This is a genomic window from Streptomyces sp. NBC_00078, from assembly GCF_026343335.1.
In the GTDB taxonomy this organism is placed as follows: domain Bacteria; phylum Actinomycetota; class Actinomycetes; order Streptomycetales; family Streptomycetaceae; genus Streptomyces.
On the sequence record NZ_JAPELX010000001.1, the window covers coordinates 8,171,235 to 8,187,288 of the forward strand.

Annotated in this window: 14 protein-coding genes and 2 pseudogenes; 7 read left to right on the forward strand and 9 right to left on the reverse strand. The window is 71.2% G+C overall.

Features of this window, described 5'->3' with window-relative positions; all coding sequences use genetic code 11:
• Positions 1-72 precede the first annotated feature (72 nt).
• A pseudogene (locus tag OOK07_RS43865) lies at positions 73-276 on the forward strand (glycoside hydrolase family 15 protein); the annotation flags it as partial.
• An 81-nt stretch (positions 277-357) separates the two neighbouring features.
• Here the strand turns inward: OOK07_RS43865 and OOK07_RS38010 are convergent.
• The 6 genes and pseudogenes from OOK07_RS38010 to iolC form a co-directional block, all read right to left on the reverse strand.
• A pseudogene (locus OOK07_RS38010) lies at positions 358-881 on the reverse strand (NAD-dependent epimerase/dehydratase family protein); the annotation flags it as partial.
• 173 nt (positions 882-1,054) lie between these two features.
• The gene (locus OOK07_RS38015) at positions 1,055-1,837 is read right to left on the reverse strand and encodes a GntR family transcriptional regulator (RefSeq protein WP_266801028.1); all 783 of its coding nucleotides are present in this window, start codon (positions 1,835-1,837) and stop codon (positions 1,055-1,057) included.
• A gap of 124 nt (positions 1,838-1,961) precedes the next feature.
• The gene (iolD, locus tag OOK07_RS38020; RefSeq protein WP_266801030.1) at positions 1,962-3,848 is read right to left on the reverse strand and encodes a 3D-(3,5/4)-trihydroxycyclohexane-1,2-dione acylhydrolase (decyclizing); all 1,887 of its coding nucleotides are present in this window, start codon (positions 3,846-3,848) and stop codon (positions 1,962-1,964) included.
• Positions 3,848-4,750 carry a 5-deoxy-glucuronate isomerase gene (gene iolB, locus OOK07_RS38025; protein WP_266801031.1) on the reverse strand — a complete coding sequence of 301 codons (903 nt, stop codon included), beginning with the start codon at positions 4,748-4,750 and terminating at the stop codon, positions 3,848-3,850. The genes iolD and iolB overlap by 1 nt, the downstream gene beginning before the upstream one ends.
• 28 nt (positions 4,751-4,778) lie before the next feature.
• Positions 4,779-5,657: a Cgl0159 family (beta/alpha)8-fold protein gene (locus OOK07_RS38030; protein ID WP_266801033.1), complete on the reverse strand. Its 879-nt coding sequence runs from the start codon at positions 5,655-5,657 to the stop codon at positions 4,779-4,781.
• A gap of 13 nt (positions 5,658-5,670) precedes the next feature.
• On the reverse strand, positions 5,671-6,648 hold the full coding sequence (iolC, locus tag OOK07_RS38035) for a 5-dehydro-2-deoxygluconokinase (protein ID WP_266801035.1): 978 nt from the start codon (positions 6,646-6,648) through the stop codon (positions 5,671-5,673).
• Positions 6,649-6,936: 288 nt separating this feature from the next.
• On the opposite strand from iolC, the gene OOK07_RS38040 reads away from it, so the two are divergent.
• The 5 genes from OOK07_RS38040 to OOK07_RS38060 are packed head-to-tail and all read left to right on the forward strand — an operon-like array spanning position 6,937 to position 11,894.
• Complete coding sequence (locus tag OOK07_RS38040; RefSeq protein ID WP_266801037.1) at positions 6,937-7,956, forward strand: sugar ABC transporter substrate-binding protein; 1,020 nt, start codon at positions 6,937-6,939, stop codon at positions 7,954-7,956.
• Positions 7,956-9,032: an ABC transporter permease gene (locus OOK07_RS38045; protein ID WP_266802216.1), complete on the forward strand. Its 1,077-nt coding sequence runs from the start codon at positions 7,956-7,958 to the stop codon at positions 9,030-9,032. Before OOK07_RS38040 ends, OOK07_RS38045 begins: the two co-directional genes overlap by 1 nt.
• A gap of 4 nt (positions 9,033-9,036) precedes the next feature.
• Positions 9,037-9,951: an ATP-binding cassette domain-containing protein gene (locus OOK07_RS38050; protein WP_266801039.1), complete on the forward strand. Its 915-nt coding sequence runs from the start codon at positions 9,037-9,039 to the stop codon at positions 9,949-9,951.
• A 1-nt stretch (position 9,952) separates the two neighbouring features.
• Positions 9,953-10,855: a sugar phosphate isomerase/epimerase family protein gene (locus OOK07_RS38055; RefSeq protein WP_266801040.1), complete on the forward strand. Its 903-nt coding sequence runs from the start codon at positions 9,953-9,955 to the stop codon at positions 10,853-10,855.
• 19 nt (positions 10,856-10,874) lie between these two features.
• Positions 10,875-11,894 (forward strand): Gfo/Idh/MocA family protein, encoded by a 1,020-nt coding sequence (locus OOK07_RS38060; RefSeq protein ID WP_266801041.1) that lies wholly within the window; start codon positions 10,875-10,877, stop codon positions 11,892-11,894.
• 5 nt (positions 11,895-11,899) lie between these two features.
• On the opposite strand, the gene OOK07_RS38065 is transcribed toward OOK07_RS38060, so the two are convergent.
• Together OOK07_RS38065 and OOK07_RS38070 are read right to left on the reverse strand one after the other, a co-directional pair.
• On the reverse strand, positions 11,900-12,343 hold the full coding sequence (locus OOK07_RS38065; RefSeq protein WP_266801043.1) for a GNAT family N-acetyltransferase: 444 nt from the start codon (positions 12,341-12,343) through the stop codon (positions 11,900-11,902).
• A 34-nt stretch (positions 12,344-12,377) separates the two neighbouring features.
• Entirely contained in the window at positions 12,378-13,319 is a 942-nt protein-coding gene (locus tag OOK07_RS38070) for a MerR family transcriptional regulator (RefSeq protein ID WP_266801044.1), read from the reverse strand.
• Positions 13,320-13,423: 104 nt separating this feature from the next.
• On the opposite strand from OOK07_RS38070, the gene OOK07_RS38075 reads away from it, so the two are divergent.
• Positions 13,424-15,019 (forward strand): alpha/beta hydrolase, encoded by a 1,596-nt coding sequence (locus OOK07_RS38075; RefSeq protein WP_266801045.1) that lies wholly within the window; start codon positions 13,424-13,426, stop codon positions 15,017-15,019.
• Here OOK07_RS38075 and OOK07_RS38080 read toward each other — a convergent pair.
• Entirely contained in the window at positions 14,968-15,990 is a 1,023-nt protein-coding gene (locus OOK07_RS38080) for a Gfo/Idh/MocA family protein (RefSeq protein ID WP_266801046.1), read from the reverse strand. The two genes, OOK07_RS38075 and OOK07_RS38080, sit on opposite strands and share 52 nt — an antisense overlap.
• Between the last annotated feature and the right edge of the window lie 64 nt (positions 15,991-16,054).

Here is a 16,054-nt window from a genome sequence, read left to right on the forward strand (position 1 = left end):
GTGGGTCGAGTTGACTGAACTGTCCTGCACTCCAAGGTCATGGTCTGGGTGGCCGCCGACCGCGCCTTGCGGATGGGGCGGCTGCTGGGCCGCGACGGCTCCTTCGGCGCATGGCACGCCCTGCGGGACGAGGTGCACCGCCAGGTGTGCCGGGAGGGCTGGGACCCCGGCCGGTGTTCCTTCGTGCAGTCCTACGGCTCCTTGGCCCTGGACGCCTCGGCGCTGCTGATGCCGCGGCTCGGCTTTCTGCCGGCCCGGGACGAGCGGGTGCGTGGCACGCTCCGGGCCATGCGCCGGCTGCATCACGGCGGCTTCCTCCGGCGGTACGCGCCGGACGGCGACGGTGTGCACGGCCAAGTGCCGCAGGCACAGCACGGTGTACTCGGGGCGGTGACGGCAGACGTCGGCGAGGATCTGCTCGCAGATCCACTTCGAGGACGCGTAGGGCGTGGCCGGCCGGACCGGGGTGGTCTCGTCGAGCAGACCGGCGGCGGCGTCGCCGTAGACGGCACACGAGGGGGGGAACACGAGCCGGTGGACGCCGTGTTCGTGCATGGTCCGCAGCAGCGCGGTGGTGCCGCCCACGTTGGTGTCGTAGCACTCGACGGGCGAGGCGGCCGACGCGTGCACGTATCTGCGTGCGGCGAAGTGCAGGACGGCGTCCACGGAGTGCCGGTCGAACACCGCCGACAGGGCGCGCCGGTCCCGGAGGTCCAGCTCGTAGACGGCGCCGACGAACCGGCCCGCGATCCGCTCCACCGGGGCGAACACCTCGGGTGTGCTGTTCGCGTAGTCGTCGACCACGATACCTCGTAGCCGTGGTCGAGGAGCTCGACACAGGCGTGGCTGCCGACGAAGCCCGCCCCGCCGGTGACAAGGATGGTGGACGCGGCCCAGCCGGCCCCCGGACGTGCACGTGCTCGCCGCTCCTTGTCCACGGTGCCTCACCGATGTGCGGAGGTGACGTCGTATGTTTACGACGTATATGTACGGCGCGCGCCTCGCTCCCCGGAGTCAAGCGGACCCTCAAGCGGCGGACCCTCAAGCGGATCCTTCACGGCCTGACGAGCAGCTGGAAGTCGAACGCGTACCGCGACGCCCGGTAGATGTGCGTCCCGTACTCGACCGGGCGGCCGGTGTCGTCGTACGCCGTGCGCTGCATCGTCAGCACGGCGGAGCCCTCCTCCTCGTCGAGGCGGGCCGCCTCCTCGGCGGTGGCGGAGCGGGCGCCGATGGTCTGGCGGGCACTGTGCAGGGTGATGCCCGCGGTGCGCATCATCCGGTAGAGGCCCGTCGACTCCAGGCGTTCGGTGTTGAGGTCGAGCAGTGTCGCGGGCAGGTGGTTGCACAGGAGGGCGACCGGCTGGCCGTGGGTGAGGCGCAGTCGTTCCAGGACGATGACCTCGCTGCCCTCCGCGATGCCGAGCGCGGCGGCGACGTCGGCGGGTGCCGGTCTGTGCTCGTTGCGCACCACCCGCGTGGCCGGGCCCTGGCCGGCCGCCTCCAGGTCGTCGTAGAGGCTGCTGAGCTCCAGAGGGCGCTTGACCTGGCTGTGCACCACCTGCGTGCCGACGCCGCGGCGGCGCACCAGCAGCCCCTTGTCGACCAGGGACTGAATGGCCTGGCGGACGGTCGGTCTGGACAGGCCGAGCCGGGTCGAGAGGTCGATCTCGTTGCCCAGGAGGTTTCCCGGGGCGAGGACCCCGTGCTCGATCGCCGCCTCCAGCTGCTGGGCGAGCTGGTAGTACAGCGGCACCGGACTGCCCCGGTCCAGGGCGAAGTCCAGCGAGTCGAGTGCTGCCGTCGTGGCACGTGGGCCGGCGCCGGTCCTCGCCATGGAGTACCTCCCTCTGATGGGTTGACGAATCGTCAGGAGTGGTTGGGGGAACCGAGGTTGATGCCCGCGTCGGGCCGGCGGGTGAGGGTCTTCATGGTGCAAGGGCCTTTCAGGTACGGGGAGTTCAGAGGTGACGGCGCCGGTCGACGACCTGGCGGTCGTACTCCTCGCGGGCGTTCGACGCCGCCTCACGGGAGGCGACCTCGGCCACCGGCACGTCCCACCAGGCCTCGGCCGGGAGAGCGGTCGGGGTGGCGGTGTCGGTCTCGACGTAGACGCAGGTCGGGCGGTCGGAGGCGCGGGCCGTGGCGAGCGCCTCGCGCAGCTCGCGCACCGTCTTGGCGCGCAGGACGTCCATGCCGAGGCTGCCCGCGTTGGCGGCCAGGTCGACCGGGAGCGGGGCACCGGAGAACGTCCCGTCGGCGGCCCGGTAGCGGTAGGCGGTGCCGAAGCGCTCGCCGCCGACGGCCTCGGAGAGACCGCCGATGGACGCGTAGCCGTGGTTCTGGATGAGCAGGAGATTGACCGGCAGGCCCTCCTGGACGGCCGTGACGATCTCGGTCGGCATCATCAGGTAGGTGCCGTCGCCCACCAGGGACCAGACCGGGGTGCCGGGGGTGGCCTGCTGGACGCCGATGCCGGCCGGAATCTCGTAGCCCATGCAGGAGTAGCCGTACTCCAGGTGGTACTGGCGGGGGCTGCGCGCCCGCCAGAGCTTGTGCAGGTCGCCGGGGAGCGAACCGGCCGCGTTGATCACGACGTCGTCGGCGCCGACGACCGCGTCCAGGGCGCCGAGCACCTGCGTCTGAGTGGGTACCGCGTTCTCGTCCGGCGCGCTGTAGGCCGCCTCGACGACCTCCTCCCAACGCGCCCTGCCGGCCCGGTACTCGGCCTCGTACCCGGCACCGACGTGGTGGTCGGCCAGCCCGTCCAGGAGCGCCTCCAGACCCGCCCGCGCATCGCAGACGAGCGGGCGCGCCGCCAGCTTGTGGGCGTCGAACGCGGCGATGTTGAGGTTGACGAACCGGACGTCCGGGTTCTGGAAGAGGGTGTGGGAGGCGGTCGTGAAGTCGGTGTAGCGGGTGCCGACGCCGATCACCAGGTCGGCTGCGCGCGCGATGTCGTCACTGACCGCCGTGCCGGTGTGGCCGATGCCGCCGAGGTCGGCGGGGTGGTCGTGGCGCAGCGAGCCCTTGCCCGCCTGCGTCGAGGCGACAGGGATGCCGGTGGCGTCCACCAGGGCCTTCAGCGCCTCCTCCGCCCGGCTGTGGTGGATGCCGCCGCCCGCGACGATCAGCGGACGCCCGGCGGCCCGGATCGCCTCCAGCGCCTTTGCCAGCTCGAACGGGTCGGGCGCGGGACGCCGTACGCGCCACACGCGCTCGGCGAAGAACTCCTCCGGCCAGTCGTACGCCTCCGCCTGCACGTCCTGGGGGAGGGCCAGGGTGACCGCGCCGGTCTCGACGGGGTCGGCGAGGACCCGCATGGCGTTCAGGGCTGACGGGATCAGGGCCTCGGGGCGGGTGACGCGGTCGAAGTAGCGGGACACCGGGCGCAGGGTGTCGTTGACCGACACGTCGGCCTCGGTCGGGTGCTCCAGCTGCTGGAGCAGCGGGTCGGCGGAGCGGGTGGCGAAGTAGTCGCCGGGCAGGAGCAGGACCGGCAGGCGGTTGATGGTGGCCAGGGCGGCGCCGGTGACCAGGTTCGTGGCACCCGGGCCGATGGAGGTCGTCACCGCCTGCGCGGAGAGGCGGTCGAGCTGGCGGGCGTAACCGACGGCCGCGTGCACCATCGCCTGCTCGTTGCGCCCCTGGTGGAAGGGCATCGCGGCGTCTGGTCCGATACCTGCCTCCATCAGGGCCTGACCGAGGCCCGCCACATTGCCGTGGCCGAAGATGCCCCAGGTGCCGGCGATCAGCCGGTGGCGTACGCCGTCGCGCTCGGTGTACTGGACGGACAGGAAGCGCACCAGGGCCTGGGCTGCGGTCAGGCGGCGGGTGGGGGTGCTCATCAGGACTTCTCCGGGGCCGTGTAGAGGGGGAGGCGGGGGTCGACCGGCTGCTCGGGCCAGGTGTCGCGGACCCAGGCGTGATCGGGGTGGTCGCAGATCAGCCAGGCGCGCTCGGGCTCGGGGCCCGCCATGACGTTCAGGTAGTACATGTGGTGGCCGGGCACGGCCATGGACGGCCCGTGCCATCCGTCGGGGATCAACACGACGTCACCGCTGCGGACTTCGGCCAGGACGTCCGTGCCCCGGCCCTGCCCGGACGGGGAGACGCGCTGGTAGCCGAGACCGGGTGTGCCGTCGTGGTCGGCGAACTCGAAGTAGTACACCTCTTCGAGGACGGACTCCTCGCCCGGCCGGTGCTCGTCGTGCTTGTGCGGCGGGAAGGACGACCAGTTGCCGCCCGGCGTGATCACCTCGACCGCGATCAGCTTGTCGCACTCGAAACCCTGTCCGTCAGCTGCCGCCGCGCCGAAGTTGTTGACCTGACGGGAGGAGCTGCCCGTGCCGCGCAGCTCCACCGGTACGGCCGAAGCCGGTCCGTAGCGGGCGGGCAGCCGCCGGACGCAGCGCGCCCCGGTGAGCGCGAACCGTCCACCGGCGTCGGACGTGACCGTCGTACGGGCGTCCCTGGGTACGTAGGCGAAGTCGCTGACGCCACTGAACACGCTGTCGCGGCCGGCGAGTTCGAAGGTGTCGTGGCCGAAGTCGTCGGCGGCCGACACCGTGCAGCCACCGCTCAGCGGCAGCACGATCCACTCGCTGTCGCCGGTGTCGAAGGTGTGCGCGCCGCCCGGCGGCAGCTCCAGGACGCGCAGGCTGGAGTAGCCCCAACCGGCCTTTTCCGGCGTGATGTCCACGACGTAGGGGCCGCCGAGGGCCTTTCCGGCGGGAAGGTGATACGTCATTGCGTTCCTCCGTGTCACGACAACCACGTCACAGCAGGCCTACGGCCGTGTCGACCGCTGCTTCCACACTGCCCCCGGCCGGGTAGAGCAGCGACCGGCCGACGACCAGGCCCTGCACCGTGGGCAGCTTGAGGGCCTTGCGCCAGCGCTCGTACGCGCCCTCCTGGTCCTCGCCCACCTCACCGCCGAGCAGGACGGCCGGCAGCGTGGAGGCCTCCAGGACCTCGCCCATGTCGTCCGGGTCGTCGGTGACGGGCAGCTTCAACCAGGTGTAGGCGGAGGTGCCGCCGAGGCCCGAGGCGATGGTGATGGACCTGGTGACGGCCTCGGCGGACAGGTCGTTGCGGACCCGGCCGTCGATCCGCAGGGAGACGAACGGCTCGACGAACAGGGGGAGCCGGTGTGCCGCCATGGCGTCGACGGCGCGGGCGGTGGACTCCAGGGTCGTCAGCGAGCCCGGGTCGTCGTAGTCGATACGCAGCAGCAGCTTGCCCGCGTCGAAGCGCAGACGGGCGATGTCCTCGGCGCGGTGGCCGGTGAACCGGTCGTCCATCTCGAAGACCGCGCCCGCCAGGCCCCCGCGGTTCATGGAGCCCATGACGACCTTGTTCTCCAGCACCCCGAGCAGGAGGAGGTCCTCCAGGATGTCGGCGGTCGCCAGCACCCCGTCGACGCCGGGCCGCGAGAGCGCGATGCACAGGCGCTCCAGCAGGTCCGCCCGGTTGGCCATGGCGAGTGGGCGGTCGCCGACGCCGAGCGCACCGCGGGCCGGGTGATCGGCGGCCACGATCATCAGACGGCCGCTGTCGCCGACGAGCGGGCGGCGGGCGCGCCGGGCGGCCGCTTCGGCGACGGCTTCGGGATGGCGCGCCCTGACCGAGACGAGGTCGGGGATGCTGATGGTCAACGAAAGGCTCCGTTCAGGCAGTGGTGCGCGCGAGGAGGTCTTCGACCTCGGCCTCGGTGGGCATCGCGGAGGAACAGGCGAGACGGGAGGCGACAAGGGCACCGGCCGCGTTGGCGTACCGAACGATTTCGGCCAACTCCCAGCCGGACAGCAGCCCGTGGACGAGGGCGCCGCCGAAGGCGTCGCCCGCGCCGAGGCCGTTGGCCACCTCGACCGGCACCGGCGGAATCTCGGCGGTGGTGCCGTCGCGGTGCACCGCGAGCACGCCCTTGGGGCCCTGCTTGACGACCGCCAGCTCCACACCGGCCGCCAGCAGCGCCTCGGCGCAGGCTCGCGGCTCGCGGACGCCGGTGGCCACCTCGCACTCGTCGAGGTTGCCGACGGCGACCGTGGCGTGCCGCAGCGCCTCCGCGTAGTACGGGCGGGCCTCCTCCGGGTCCTTCCAGGCCGCGTCGTTCCACAGCACTGGCCGCCAGTCGAGGTCGAAGACGGTCGTCCCCGCCCTGTCGCGCGCCTTGAGGGCGGCGAGTGTGGCCGAGCGGCTCGGCTCCTCGCTCAGTCCGGTGCCGGTGATCCAGAAGACCCGGGTCGCCCGAATGGCGAAGAAGTCGAGCTCCTCGGTGTGTATCTCCAGGTCAGGGGCTTTAGGCTGCCGGTAGAAGTAGAGAGGGAAGTCGTCCGGAGGGAAGATCTCGCAGAAGGTCACCGGTGTCGGGTAGGCGGCGACGGGCGCGACCCAGCGGTCGTCGACGCCGAACTCCTTCAGCGCCTCGTGCAGATAGGTGCCGAAGGGATCGTCCCCGGTACGGGTGATCACCGCGGTGGAGCGGCCGAGCCTTGCGGCCGCAACCGCCACATTCGTCGCCGAACCGCCGAGGAACTTGCCGAAGGTCTCGACCTTCGCCAGGCCCACGCCCGACTGCAGGGGGTAGAGATCCACCCCGATACGGCCCATAGTGATCAAGTCGAAGGGCTGGACTGACTCGGCCATGCGCGACGCTCCTCGTGTGGGGGTGCGGGTCCCGGAGGGCCTGCCGCCTCCCAGGTGTAGGCCTCGAAGGGCGACACTGTCAATAGTTTGTACTTACATTCGGACCTGTTCGTGAAATGATGTCTTAACAAAGTATTGACAGGGGGCACGGCCGGGGGTTTGATCCCGTCCCAGGCCAACCGCCGCGTTTGCGGCAGGCGACCCGGACATGCCAAGATCCCGGGCCCTGGATCTTCGTGATCCCCTTCTCCCTTTCCCCCCGCAACGCACAGTGAGGTGCCAGGAAAGATGGACCGCTCTTCTCACCCCCGCTCCCGCAGATTCGTACCCGTCGTGGCGGTGGCCGCAGCAGCTGCCCTGACCCTTGCCGGCTGTTCCAGCAGTTCGGGGGGCAAGAAGTCCGAAGAGGGCGGCGCCAACGCCTCGGCCGGCAAGGCGACCACGCCCCGCATGACCGTCGCGCTGGTCACGCACCAGGCTCCCGGAGACACCTTCTGGGACATCGTCCGCAAGGGCGCCCAGGCAGCCGCGGACAAGGACAACATCAAGCTCATCTACTCCGCCGACCCGAACGCGGGCACCCAGTCCAACCTGGTGCAGAACGCGATCGACCAGAAGGTCGACGGCATCGCGGTCACTCTCGCAAAGCCGGACGCCCTGAAGGGCGTCATCGGCAAGGCGAAGTCGGCGAACATACCGGTGGTGGGCCTCAACTCCGGTCTCAGCGACTGGAAGAAGCTCGGCCTCATGGAGTTCTTCGGCCAGGACGAGACGGTGGCCGGTGAGGCGCTCGGCAACAAGCTGAACGCACTCGGATCCAAGAAGGCCCTCTGCGTCATTCAGGAGCAGGGCAACGTCGGCCTCACCCAGCGCTGCGACGGCGTGGAGAAGACGTTCTCCGGCAAGCTGGAGAGGGCCTATGTCAACGGCACCGACGCGCCGTCCGTGCAGTCGACGATCACCGCCAAGCTCAAGCAGGACAGCGCGATCGACCATGTGGTCGCCCTCGGCGCCCCGATCGCCCTGATCGCCGTGCAGTCGGTCAGCGACGCGGGCAGCAAGGCCAAGGTCGCCACCTTCGACCTCAACAAGGAACTGACCGGAGCCATCAGCAAGGGCACCATCGAGTTCGCGGTGGACCAGCAGCCGTATCTGCAGGGCTACCTGGCGGTCGACTCGCTGTGGCTCTACAAGAACAACGGCAACTACAGCGGCGGCGGTGAGCAGCCCGTCCTGACCGGGCCGGCCTTCGTCGACAAGTCGAACGTCGACGTGGTCGCCAAGTTCGCCGCGAAGGGCACTCGGTGATCCGTATGACCCAGCACGCCGAGCCGGCGGTGAAGACACCGCCGGCCCCCGGCCCCAAGGGGAGCGACGGCCGTACGGCCGAGCGTCCCCTGATGGTCAGGGTGTTGGCCCGTCCCGAGGTGGGCGTCTTCCTCGGCGCCGTCGCGGTGTACGTGTTCTTCCTGATCGCGGCGCCGCCGGTGCGCGACGGCAGCTCGATGGCGAACATCCTCTACCAGTCCTCCACACTCGGGATCGTGACGATCCCGGTGGCCCTGCTGATGATCGGCGGCGAGTTCGACCTGTCGGCCGGTGTCGGGGTGATCACCTCGGCGCTGACCGCGAGCATGATCAGCTACCAGCTGACGATGAACGTATGGGTCGGTGTGATCGCCGCGCTGATCGTGTCGCTGGGCATCGGGTTCTTCAACGGCTGGATGGTGGTCAAAACCGGCCTGCCCAGCTTCCTGGTCACCCTGGGCACCTTCCTGATCCTGCAGGGCGTCAACCTCGCGGTGACCAAGATGGTCACCGGCAACGTGGCCACCGACGACATCAGCAACATGGACGGCTTCGACCAGGCCAGGAAGGTCTTCGCCTCCAGCTTCGACATCGGCGGCGTCCAGGTGAAGATCACCGTCTTCTGGTGGCTGCTGTTCGCGGCGATCGCCTCGTGGGTGCTGCTGCGCACCAAGTACGGCAACTGGACCTTCGCGGTCGGCGGCAACAAGGAGTCGGCCCGCGCGGTCGGTGTCCCGGTGGCCTTCACCAAGATCTCGCTGTTCATGCTGGTCGGCTTCGGTGCCTGGTTCGTGGGCATGCACCAGCTGTTCTCGTTCAACACCGTGCAGTCCGGCGAGGGCGTCGGCATCGAGCTGATCTACATCTCCGGGGCGGTGATCGGCGGCTGCCTGCTGACCGGCGGCTACGGCTCGGCGATCGGCCCGGTCTTCGGCGCGTTCATGTTCGGCATGGTGCAGCAGGGCATCGTCTACGCCGGCTGGAACCCCGACTGGTTCAAGGCCTTCCTCGGCGTCATGCTGCTCGGCGCCGTCCTGATCAACCTGTGGGTCCAGCGCGCCATGACCAGGAGGTGACCCGATGACAAGCAACGGAACCGGAACTCACGGAGCCATCCTCCAGGACACCGTGCCCGAGGGCGAGGACAGCCCGATCGTCGAACTGCGCGACGCGGGCAAGTCCTACGGCAACATCCGTGCCCTGCACGGGGTGAGCCTGCAGGTCCGCCCCAGCCAGGTCACCTGTGTGCTGGGCGACAACGGCGCCGGCAAGTCCACCCTCATCAAGATCATCTCGGGGCTGCACCAGCACACCGAGGGCGAGTTCCTCGTGGACGGCGCCCCGGTGCGCTTCTCCACCCCGCGCGACGCGCTCGACAAGGGCATCGCCACCGTCTACCAGGACCTCGCGACCGTCCCGCTGATGCCCGTATGGCGCAACTTCTTCCTCGGCTCCGAGATGACCAAGGGCCCCTGGCCCGTGCGCCGCCTCGACATCGAGCGGATGAAGAGGACCGCGGACGAGGAACTGCGCAACATGGGCATCGTCCTGGACAACCTCGAACAGCCCATCGGCACCCTCTCCGGCGGCCAGCGCCAGTGCGTCGCCATCGCCCGCGCCGTCTACTTCGGCGCCCGCGTGCTGATCCTGGACGAGCCCACCGCCGCGCTGGGTGTGAAGCAGTCCGGCGTCGTGCTCAAGTACATCGCCGCGGCCCGCGACCGGGGCCTGGGCGTCATCTTCATCACCCACAACCCGCACCACGCCTACATGGTCGGCGACCACTTCAGCGTGCTGCGCCTGGGCACCCTCGAACTCTCCGCCGAACGCAGCGACATCACCCTTGAGGAACTGACCAACCACATGGCCGGCGGCGCCGAACTCGCCGCACTCAAGCATGAGTTGTCCCAGGTCAGTGGTGTCGACGTCGAGGGGCTCCCCGAAGCGGCCGACCTCACCGCCACCGTGGCCGAGACCCCGGAAGGAACCTCCTGACATGGCCGGCGCCCTGGACCGCATCCGGGTCGGATCGGCGCCCGACTCCTGGGGCGTCTGGTTCCCCGACGACCCCCGGCAGGTGCCCTGGGAACGCTTCCTCGACGAGGTCGCCGAGGCCGGCTACCCGTGGATCGAGCTGGGCCCGTACGGCTACCTGCCGACGGACCCGGCCCGACTCACCGACGAGATCACGAAGCGGGACCTGAAGGTCTCGGCGGGCACCGTCTTCACCGGGCTGCACCGCGGCCCGGCCGTCTGGGAGTCCACCTGGGAGCACGTCAGCCAGGTCGCCGCGCTCACCCAGGCCATGGGCGCGCAGCACCTGGTCGTCATCCCCTCCTTCTGGCGGGACGACAAGACCGCCGAGATCCTGGAGCCGCCGGAGCTGACCCACGAGCAGTGGGCCCATCTGACCAAGGGCATGGAACGGCTCGGGCACGAAGTGAAGGAGACCTACGGCCTCGACATCGTCGTGCACCCGCACGCCGACACCCACATCGACACCGAGGACCACGTCGAGCGCTTCCTCGACTCCACCGACGACGAACTGGTCAGCCTCTGCCTGGACACCGGGCACTACGCCTACTGCGGCGGCGACAGCGTCAAGCTGATCGAGACCTACGGCGAACGCATCGGCTATCTGCACCTCAAGCAGGTCGACCCGGAGATCCTCGCGGACGTAGTGCAGAACGAGGTCCCCTTCGGCCCCGCGGTGCAGCGCGGAGTGATGTGCGAGCCCCCGTCCGGTGTGCCGGAGCTGGAACCGGTGCTGGCCGCGGCGCAGCGGCTCGGGGTGGAGCTGTTCGCCATCGTCGAGCAGGACATGTACCCCTGCGAGCCGGACAAGCCGCTGCCGATCGCCGTGCGGACACGCAAGTTCCTGAGGTCCTGCGGCGCCTGACCGTCCAAGGGGGACGACCATGGCTCAGCCCGGAACACTGCAAGTCGCCGTCGTCGGCACCGGCAAGATGGGCGCCGACCATGTACGCCGTATCCAGGAGGTCACCAGCGGGGCCAGAGTGACCGCCGTCGTGGACGTGGACGCGGAACGCGCCAAGGCCGTCGCGGCTCGCGTCGACGGCTGCACCGCCTACACCGACCCGGCTGCCGCCATGGCGGCAGCCGATGTCGACGCCGTACTGGTCGCCTCCCCGGGGCCCGCCCACGAAGCGGCCCTCCTGTGGGCGTTCGAGCACGGTCTGCCCGTCCTGTGCGAGAAGCCGCTCACCCCCGACGCGGCGTCCGCACTGCGCGTGCTGGAGGCCGAACAGCGGCTGGGCCGGCGCCTGGTCCAGGTCGGCTTCATGCGGCGCTACGACGCCGAGTACATGAAACTCAAATCCCTGCTGAACACCGGTCAGCTGGGTCGCCCGCTGATGCTGCACAACCGGCACCGCAACGTCGCCTCCCCGCCCGGGTGGAGCAGCGAGATGCTCATCAACGACTCCGTCGTGCACGAGATGGACGTGACGCGCTGGCTCCTCGACCAGGAGATCACCGCCGTCACGGTCCTGCGTCCGACGCCGTCCGCCAACGCGCCGGACGGGATCCAGGACCCGCAGTTCGTCGTCTTCGAAACCGACGGCGGCGCCGTCGTCGACGTCGAGATCTTCGTCAACTGCGGCTTCGGCTACCAGGTCCAGGCCGAGATGGTGTGCGAACGCGGCATCGCCCGCATCGGCGACGGCCACGCCATGGTCACCAACATGGCCGGCCGCTGGGGCGGCACCATCGCCCAGGACTTCGTCGAACGCTTCGCCGACGCCTACGACCGCGAGGTCCAGGCCTGGGTCGACGCCACCCGCCGCGGCGAGGTCACCGGCCCGAGCGTGTGGGACGGCTACGCGGTGGCGGCGGTGTGCGAGGCGGGGGTGCGGGCGCTGGAAGAGGGCGGCCGGGTGGAGGTGCGGCTGGTGGAGCGGCCTGCGCTGTACCGCTGACGTACTCAGATCTCCGTACGGGTGAAGACCATCCGGGGCTGACCGGGGCCGTTGTACGCCTCCTCCAGACGGACATCGAAGCCCAGGCGGCGATGGAAGGCCACGGAACCCTCGTTGCCGACGGTCGTGATCGCCTTCAGCCGGACCGCGCCCTGACGCCGCGCGGCCTCGGCGAAGGCCGCGTACAACGCGCGCCCCAGACCGATACCGCGGGCGTCGTCCCTCGTCGCGACCACATGCACGTACCCGGTGCCGTCGGGCGTGACGAAGCCGAGCAGATAGCCGAGGATGCCGTCGTCCGAACGGGCGACCAGACACGTCGGCCCGAACTCGTGCACCAGGGGCAGGAGATGGAGGGCGCGCGTGTCGCGGTCGCCCCAGTAGCGGGCGTGGTCCGCCAGGACCTGCTGGATGTCGGTGACATGGGCGGGGAGGATCCGTGCGGCCATGGCGCCGATCATGACAGAGGCCGCAGGCGCGGGTTCAGGCGGTCGCCGCGGTCTGCTCGGCCAGGGCCGCGAGCAGCCAGTCGTGCGCCGATCCGGGGGTCGGCTCCGGACGGCCGCCCGGAGGGGTCACCACCACGGTCACCAGCTCCCAGTAGCGGTCGATCCGTGGGTCGGCCGCGAGCTGCCGCGCCAGCAGCCGGCGGAAGTCCGGGGTGTCCCGGGTGCCGTACGCGCTCGCGTACGCGGCGACGAAGGCGTCCAGCGCCTCGTCGGGGCACGGGGCGAGGTCCCGGCGCAGTCGCTCGCCCGCCAGGTCGTACGCCTCGGCGAGGCCCGCGTACAGGACGGTCGACCCGCGGGCGCCCGCGGCCCGGTGCGCCTCCGGCTGCGGCTGCCCGGCGCCGGTGCACGGGCCGGTCGTGAGGGCGTGCAGCCGGGCGAACGCGAGCACCTGGGCCGGGTCCGGATCGTCCGGCGGCTGCGGAACCGCCACCTCCAGGAACGCGGCGACCGACCGCGCCGGCATCCGCACCGGCAGCCAGGCACGCCAGAACCGGGCCAGCGGGGCCGTACTCGGCGGGGCGCTCACCGCACCGATCAGACGCAGCCGGTCGGCCCGCTCCCCGGGCGGACACTCCTGCACCAGCCGCAGCGCGGCCTCCCGCCAGCGCAGGGCCCTCAGCTCGGAGCCGAGTGCGTCCAGCCGGCCGGCCACCGCCTGCTCGAACGCGCCGCCCGGCTCGCCCTCAGCCTCGTCGAGGACGCGGCGTACCTCGGGCAGCGGCAGGTCGAGGCCGCGCAGGGAACGGATCAACCGCAGCCGGTCCAGGGCGCCGTGGCCGTAGCGGCGGTGTCCGCCGGCGCTGCGCGAGGTCTCCGGCAGCAGACCGCGGTCGGAGTAGAAGCGCACCGTCTTGACGGTGACGCCCGCATGTTCGGCTAGCTCCCCGATGCTCCACAGGCCGTCGTAGGACATGGACGGTTGAACCTCCCTCAGGGGGAGTTCCTACGGTACCGGCGAGCGCGGACCTGGCGGAGGGGGCCAGGTCCGCGGACGGCGGCGTACTGGAGGAGACGTTCATGACCGTATTCATTCTGGTGGCAGGCGCGTTCACCGGCGCACACGTGTGGCAGGACACGGCCGCGCGGCTGGCCGCGTCGGGCGCGGAGGTGCACGCGGTCGCCCTCACCGGACTCGACGGGTCCCGGCGCGGTACGGGGGTCCGCATCGACCTGGAGACACACATCGCGGAAGTGATCGCGGCGATCGACTCGGTGGACGCGGCGGCCGGTGGGGACATCGTGCTGGTCGGCCACGACTACGGCATCCATCCCGTGGTGGGTGCCGCCGACCGGCGGGCGGAGCGCATCGCCCGGATCGTCTGCCTGGACACGGGGATGCCCAAGGACGGCGTCCCGGCCCTGGCCGCGGTGCCCGACCCGGACCTGCGCGCGCGGGTGGCCGAGCGTGCCGGGACGGGGGCCGGGACTGAGGGGGCCGACGGGATGCCGGCGCCCAAGTCCCGTGCGGAATGGCAGCGTTGGGGCAGCACCGCCGGCGTCCCCGGCATCGCGCTGGACCGGCTCGTCGCGCTGGCCGCACCGCAGCCGACGGCCACCCTGCTCCAGCCGCTGCGGCTGACCGGCGCGGTGACCGCGGTCCCCACCACCGGCGTGCTGTGCACCAAGAACGGCGCGAGCATCGCGCTGGTCCAACAGCTGGTGAGCCTGGGCGACCCCGACCTGCGGTTCCTGACCGATCCCCGGGTGACCTTCTTCGAACTGGCCACCGGACACTGGCCGATGCTGTCCTGCCCGACCGAACTCGCGGTGGCCCTGCTGCGCGCCGCGGCCGGCGAGGGACAGCGGCTCAAGCCGGCCGACGACACCCAACCGCCCCCGCATCTACGGCCGTTCCCGCTGGACGTGCCCCAACTCCCGCGCGAACGCAGGGGCAACGTCGACCTGTACCTGCCGCCCGACGCCGAGGACCCGCGCCCGGCGGTGGTCTTCGTGCACGGCGGCCCGGTGCCCGCCGGGGTCCGGCCGACCCCGCGGGACTGGCCGACCCTGATGGGGTACGCCCGCCTCGTGGCAGCGCAGGGTGCGGTGGGCGTCACCCTGGACCACCGGCTGCACGACGTGGCCGACTACGAGCGCGCCGCCGAGGACGTGGCCGCCGCGGTGGAACTGGCGCGGGCCGACCCGCGGGTGGACGCGGACCGGATCGCGCTGTGGTTCTTCTCGGCGGGCGGGCTCGTCATGGCGGACTGGTTGCGGGCTCGACCGGTGTGGCTGCGCTGCGTCGCCGCGACCTATCCGGTCCTGGCGCCGCTGCCGAACTGGGGGGCGGCCGGCAGCAGGTTCTCGCCCGCCGAGGCGGTGGCGCACGCGGGCAACCTACCGGTCGTACTCACCCGCGTGGGCCTGGAGATGCCCGAGATCGCCGTCACCGTCGAGGAGTTCCTGGCCGCGGCCAAGGACGCCGGGACGGACGTCGAGGTGGTCGACGTACCGCACGGCCGACACGGCTTCGAGACGCTCGCCCCCGTCGACGAGTGGCGTGACGCCGTCCACCGCGCGATGGGGTCGGTGCTGGCGCGTCTGACGCCGACGGCGTTCGCCTACCCGCCCACGACCGAGCGCGGCCGGGGCTCGAACCCCGCCACCCGGTAGCACGCGTCGATCAGCGTCATCGTCGCCACCGCGTCGTCCGCGTCCAGCGGCAGCGCAACGCCCTCCCGGACCCGCGCCGCGAACGCCTCCAGCTGGTACGTGTACGACGACCGGGTCCCGAGGTGTTCCGTCCGCTCGCCCTTTGCCGTACGGACCACCAGCCGGTCGTCGAGCTGGGGGAGGACGAAGTTCGGGGCGTGGACCTCGCCCCGGCTGCCGACGATGCGGCAGCTCATCTCCAGCTTGTCGTACGCCATGTGGCAGCGCGCCGACCCGCTGGCCCCGCCAGGGAACTCCAGGTCGGCGTCGAGCCATTCGTCGACGCCCGGTGCGCCGGCCCGCTCCCCGCCTCGCGCACGGGCGAGGCGCGGCGCGCCGCCCGCCCAGGGCGCCAGCATCCGCTGCGCGTGCAGGCTGTAGCAGCCCAGGTCCATCACGGCGCCGCCGGCGAGCGGCAGGGACCAGCGCGGGTCGGTGTCCGCGGGGGCCGGGATCGCGACCGTCGTCTCCACCCGCTGCAGGTCGCCCAGTTCACCGCTTTCGAGCAGCTCGTGCAGACGCCGGGTGAGCGGGTGGAAGAGGTAGTGGAACGCCTCCATGAAGACCGTGCCGGCCTTCGCCGCCGCCTCCCGCACCTCGGCGGCCTCCTCCGCGTTGCTCGCGGACGGCTTCTCGCTCAGTACGTGCTTGCCGGCCGCGAGGGCGGCGCTGTTCCACGGGCCGTGCAGGCCGTTGGCGAGCGGGTTGTAGACGACCTCGACCTCGGGGTCGGCGAGCAGGCCGGCGTACGAGTCCGCGACCCGCTCCACGCTGTGCCCGGCGGCGAAGGCCTCGGCGCGGGACCGGTCGCGGGCGGCCACCGCGACCAGGCGGTGTCCGCCCGTGCGGGCGGGGTCGATCAGGGCGCGCTCGGTGATCCGTGCGGCGCCCAGGACGCCGATGCGCAAGGGGCCGCGGACCGTGTCGCTCATGACTTGGTTCCTCCTCGGTGCGTTACTGGTCGTAGGCCCGGCCGTCGACGTGCACGCTCTGGAA

Coding starts and splice junctions, on each gene's coding strand:
- OOK07_RS38015 (WP_266801028.1), bottom strand. CDS start 1,837: ATGGCGAGGACCGGCGCCGGCCCACGTGCCACGACGGCAGCACTCGAC.
- iolD (WP_266801030.1), bottom strand. CDS start 3,848: ATGAGCACCCCCACCCGCCGCCTGACCGCAGCCCAGGCCCTGGTGCGC.
- iolB (WP_266801031.1), bottom strand. CDS start 4,750: ATGACGTATCACCTTCCCGCCGGAAAGGCCCTCGGCGGCCCCTACGTC.
- iolC (WP_266801035.1), bottom strand. CDS start 6,648: ATGGCCGAGTCAGTCCAGCCCTTCGACTTGATCACTATGGGCCGTATC.
- OOK07_RS38040 (WP_266801037.1), top strand. CDS start 6,937: ATGGACCGCTCTTCTCACCCCCGCTCCCGCAGATTCGTACCCGTCGTG.
- OOK07_RS38050 (WP_266801039.1), top strand. CDS start 9,037: ATGACAAGCAACGGAACCGGAACTCACGGAGCCATCCTCCAGGACACC.
- OOK07_RS38055 (WP_266801040.1), top strand. CDS start 9,953: ATGGCCGGCGCCCTGGACCGCATCCGGGTCGGATCGGCGCCCGACTCC.
- OOK07_RS38060 (WP_266801041.1), top strand. CDS start 10,875: ATGGCTCAGCCCGGAACACTGCAAGTCGCCGTCGTCGGCACCGGCAAG.
- OOK07_RS38065 (WP_266801043.1), bottom strand. CDS start 12,343: ATGGCCGCACGGATCCTCCCCGCCCATGTCACCGACATCCAGCAGGTC.
- OOK07_RS38070 (WP_266801044.1), bottom strand. CDS start 13,319: ATGTCCTACGACGGCCTGTGGAGCATCGGGGAGCTAGCCGAACATGCG.
- OOK07_RS38075 (WP_266801045.1), top strand. CDS start 13,424: ATGACCGTATTCATTCTGGTGGCAGGCGCGTTCACCGGCGCACACGTG.
- OOK07_RS38080 (WP_266801046.1), bottom strand. CDS start 15,990: ATGAGCGACACGGTCCGCGGCCCCTTGCGCATCGGCGTCCTGGGCGCC.